This window comes from Blastomonas aquatica, from assembly GCF_014639875.1.
In the GTDB taxonomy this organism is placed as follows: domain Bacteria; phylum Pseudomonadota; class Alphaproteobacteria; order Sphingomonadales; family Sphingomonadaceae; genus Blastomonas; species Blastomonas aquatica.
In genome coordinates this window covers 1-3,138 of sequence record NZ_BMGD01000012.1, presented here as the reverse complement: position 1 = coordinate 3,138, position 3,138 = coordinate 1, and the positions used below count along the sequence as shown (strand labels likewise).

At 62.4% G+C, this 3,138-nt stretch carries 6 protein-coding genes; 3 read left to right on the top strand and 3 right to left on the bottom strand.

The features are described from left to right. Positions 1 to 147: 147 nt before the first annotated feature. Genes IEW00_RS17285 through IEW00_RS17275 form a run of 3 tightly spaced genes read left to right on the top strand, consistent with a single transcriptional unit; the run spans position 148 to position 2,258 of the window. Positions 148 to 1,038 carry an ArdC family protein gene (locus IEW00_RS17285; RefSeq protein ID WP_229737126.1) on the top strand — a complete coding sequence of 297 codons (891 nt, stop codon included), beginning with the start codon at positions 148 to 150 and terminating at the stop codon, positions 1,036 to 1,038. Then, the gene (locus IEW00_RS17280; RefSeq protein ID WP_188515677.1) at positions 1,035 to 1,283 is read left to right on the top strand and encodes an RNA polymerase sigma factor; all 249 of its coding nucleotides are present in this window, start codon (positions 1,035 to 1,037) and stop codon (positions 1,281 to 1,283) included. Before IEW00_RS17285 ends, IEW00_RS17280 begins: the two co-directional genes overlap by 4 nt. A gap of 54 nt (positions 1,284 to 1,337) precedes the next feature. Then, positions 1,338 to 2,258: a nucleotidyltransferase gene (locus tag IEW00_RS17275; protein WP_188515676.1), complete on the top strand. Its 921-nt coding sequence runs from the start codon at positions 1,338 to 1,340 to the stop codon at positions 2,256 to 2,258. A gap of 27 nt (positions 2,259 to 2,285) precedes the next feature. Here the strand turns inward: IEW00_RS17275 and IEW00_RS17270 are convergent, their stop codons facing one another. From IEW00_RS17270 to IEW00_RS17260, 3 genes are read right to left on the bottom strand one after another with little or no spacing between them, the layout of a single operon-like run. Continuing rightward, positions 2,286 to 2,468 (bottom strand): hypothetical protein, encoded by a 183-nt coding sequence (locus tag IEW00_RS17270; protein ID WP_188515675.1) that lies wholly within the window; start codon positions 2,466 to 2,468, stop codon positions 2,286 to 2,288. 19 nt (positions 2,469 to 2,487) lie between these two features. Next, on the bottom strand, positions 2,488 to 2,724 hold the full coding sequence (locus IEW00_RS17265; protein ID WP_188515674.1) for a conjugal transfer protein TraD: 237 nt from the start codon (positions 2,722 to 2,724) through the stop codon (positions 2,488 to 2,490). Between the two features lies 1 nt (position 2,725). Next, on the bottom strand, positions 2,726 to 3,049 hold the full coding sequence (locus IEW00_RS17260) for a conjugal transfer protein TraD (RefSeq protein ID WP_188515673.1): 324 nt from the start codon (positions 3,047 to 3,049) through the stop codon (positions 2,726 to 2,728). Positions 3,050 to 3,138: the final 89 nt, after the last annotated feature.

Sequence of the window (3,138 nt, the reverse complement as noted above, 5' to 3'; positions counted from 1 at the left end):
CCAGCGCGCAACCCGCGTTGCGGGTCCTACACATGCGTTGCGGTGCCTGCGGCATGCGCGCCGTCCGTTGCAGCGTGGCTGCCAGCTCTTCTTCGCCGCCCCCCAGCGCCCCTTCCGGGCCGGGGCCGGATGGAAGGAGACAAGACCATGGAACACACTACCACCCGTAACAGCCTCTATACTGAGGTCACACACCGCATCATCGCCGAGCTCGAGCAGGGACGGCTTCCCTGGGTGCAGCCCTGGGACACATCACTTTGCGGCTGCACCATGCCGCACAACGCAGCGACAGACAGGCGCTACTCGGGCATCAATGTCCTGATCCTCTGGGCCGAAGTCGTCATGAGGGGCTACGGCTCCCAGCGCTGGCTGACCTATCGCCAGGCGAAGGCCGCTGGCGGCAATGTCCGCAAGGGCGAGAAGGGCACGACCATCTGCTATGCCGACCGCTTCACGCCGAAGGCAGAAGCCGAACAGGCACGTGGTGAAGACCGCGAGGCCAGGACCGTTGCTTTCCTCAAGCGGTTCACAGTGTTCAACATCGACCAGTGCGAAGGTCTGCCCGAGGACATGACCGCAGCGCCGGTTGCGACCGATCCGGTGCTCGCCATTGCCGAGGCCGATGCGATCATCACCGCCAGCGGTGCCACGTTAAACATCGGCGGCGATGCCGCCTTCTACAGCCCGGCACACGACTTCGTGCAGGTACCGCCGCAGGCCGCCTATCACGAGCCGGTCAACTGGTACCGGACCGCACTGCATGAGCTCGGTCACTGGACCGGCCATGCCAGCAGGCTGAACCGCGATCAGAAGGGCAGCTTCGGCTCTGAACCCTATGCCCGCGAAGAACTTGTCGCAGAGATGGCCGCTGCGTTCACCTGCGCGTCGCTTGGCATTGCACCGACCGTCCGCCATAGCGATTACATCGCTTCCTGGCTCACCGTCCTTCGCGAAGATGACAAGGCCATCTTCCGCGCCGCGAGCGCGGCAAGCAAGGCCGCAGACTATCTGCTCACCTTCACGGGAGACGCAGCATGAGCGCGCGTCTTTCCCGAGCCGAACGCCGGCAACTCCGCCGCGCAGAACGCGCCGTCGACAACATGTCGCCGATGCAGCGCGAGATCTTCCTTGGCATCCGCGTCGATGAGCTCAGCTACGCAGAGCTTGCAACGATCCACGGCATCACCGTCGCTGAGGTCGAGCATCACTTTGCGGGTGCCCTGCGGATCCTCGACCGGCACATGCACGAACGCCACCACAAGTGGTGGCAGTTCTGGCGATGAACGCCAGCTTCCGCCTTGCCAATCGACCCATGCATCTACAGGGTGACCAGAGCCATGCGAACCGACATCGATCATCTTCCTGCCAACAAGCAGCGCGAGCTCGAGCGCGTGAAGCAGATCATCTTCGAGGAGTTCGACGATGCGCTGGCGCTCGCTACACACCAGTGGAAGAAGAAGGGCCGGATCGAGAAGCTGATCCTATACGGCAGCTACGCGCGCGGCGGCTGGATTGATGAGCCGCATACGGCCAAGGGCTATCGCTCCGACTTCGATCTGCTGATCATCGTCAACGACAAGCGGCTGACCGAGCGTGTGGATTACTGGCTGAAGCTCGAGGACCGGCTGATCCGCGAGCTTGCCATCGACCGGACGCTGCACACGCCGGTCAACTTCATCGTCCACACCTTGCAGGAGGTGAACGATGGCCTCGCGCATGGGCGCTACTTCTTTATGGACGTGGCAAAGGATGGCATCGCGCTGCACGAGGCGGACGAGCGGGCGCTGCACACGCCCAAGCCCAAGACGTCCGAGCAGGCGCTGGCGATGGCGCGGGAGTATTATGAAGAGTGGTTCCCAAGCGCGGCCGCCTTGAAGGAAGGGTGCGAGTTTTACATCGGCAAAGGCAGGCTGAAGGAAGCCGCGTTTTCCCTGCATCAGGCAACGGAACGCCTTTACCATTGCGTGCTTCTGGTCTGCACTTTCTATACTCCACATGTCCACAATCTCGGCTTCCTGCGCACCCAAGCCGAGCGCATCGACATGCGTCTGGTCGATGCCTGGCCGCGCGATACGCGCATTGATCGCGCCCGGTTCGAGAAGCTCAAAGAGGCTTACGTGAAGGCCCGCTATTCGAAGCACTATCGCATCACCGAAGAGGAACTGCTCTGGCTTGGCGGCTGTGTTGAAGAACTTGGCCGTGCCGTGCACGCGATCTGTTCGGAGCGCATCGCGTTGTTGGCGGACAAGGTCGGCTAAGCTGGCTGTGCGACCCGGCTCGAGGTGTCAAGCTGCTTCGCTTCCGGGCCTTTCGCTTTCGCTTTCGTCCAACGCACTGCTGATCATCGCTGCCAGCGTCTCTTCGGCACGCGCGCGTACGATTGGGTCGGCTGACAGCATTTCCTGCTTCACCCATTGCGGCGCACGCGCAATCACGCTCAGCACCATTTGGTTGATGGCCTCGTTCATGGGTCGAGCCTATGCGCGATCACGACCTTTCCACCAACTGATTTTGCGCGAACGCCCGCGCTCCGCGTCGTCGCCACAGTAGCAGCTGCTGTTCACGGTTCTCGCCTTTCAGCTTTACCGCAGCTTCGATCAGCAGCCCGTAGATCACCGCGCGATCATCATCGGTGATGTCGATCAGCTCAGCCTTGGCGACGAGCCCGCCGAGCTCGATAAGTTGCCGTGTCCGTTCGCGCCGTTTGACCCTCCAGTCGCGCATGTCATGCCGCGCCCGGTATGCCAGCAGCCGGTTGCGCGCCTGGACCGATCGCTTGTGTGCCGCCAGCGTCTTTGCCAGCTGATCGGCGAGCGTTGGTGCTGCCCTGAAAGAAAGCGGCGCCGCGTTTGCGCCAGGCCTCCTTTCGTGAGGGATCGTCGTTGCCGATTGCAGCGAGCAGAACGCCGGCCAGTACTTCTGTCCCGAGCGCGTCGGCTCCGGTTGCGATGACGAGCTCGCCGAGCTGGGTCTGCTTGCGGGTCTTGACCTGCTTTGCCTTGTCGTTAAGGGCCTGAAGTTCTGCGTCGTAATCGCGTGGTTTGCGCATGGGGTTCGATCCTTCTATGGTCGGTGAAGGACCAACCAGCTATCCCTCCCATATCCCGCAGACAACAGGCTGGGTCATCGTGAGACCCC

Bases quoted from the DNA above. Each gene is read 5' to 3' on its own strand.
- IEW00_RS17285 (WP_229737126.1), top strand. From the start codon at position 148: ATGGAACACACTACCACCCGTAACAGCCTCTATACTGAGGTCACACAC.
- IEW00_RS17280 (WP_188515677.1), top strand. From the start codon at position 1,035: ATGAGCGCGCGTCTTTCCCGAGCCGAACGCCGGCAACTCCGCCGCGCA.
- IEW00_RS17275 (WP_188515676.1), top strand. From the start codon at position 1,338: ATGCGAACCGACATCGATCATCTTCCTGCCAACAAGCAGCGCGAGCTC.
- IEW00_RS17270 (WP_188515675.1), bottom strand. From the start codon at position 2,468: ATGAACGAGGCCATCAACCAAATGGTGCTGAGCGTGATTGCGCGTGCG.
- IEW00_RS17265 (WP_188515674.1), bottom strand. From the start codon at position 2,724: ATGCGCGACTGGAGGGTCAAACGGCGCGAACGGACACGGCAACTTATC.
- IEW00_RS17260 (WP_188515673.1), bottom strand. From the start codon at position 3,049: ATGCGCAAACCACGCGATTACGACGCAGAACTTCAGGCCCTTAACGAC.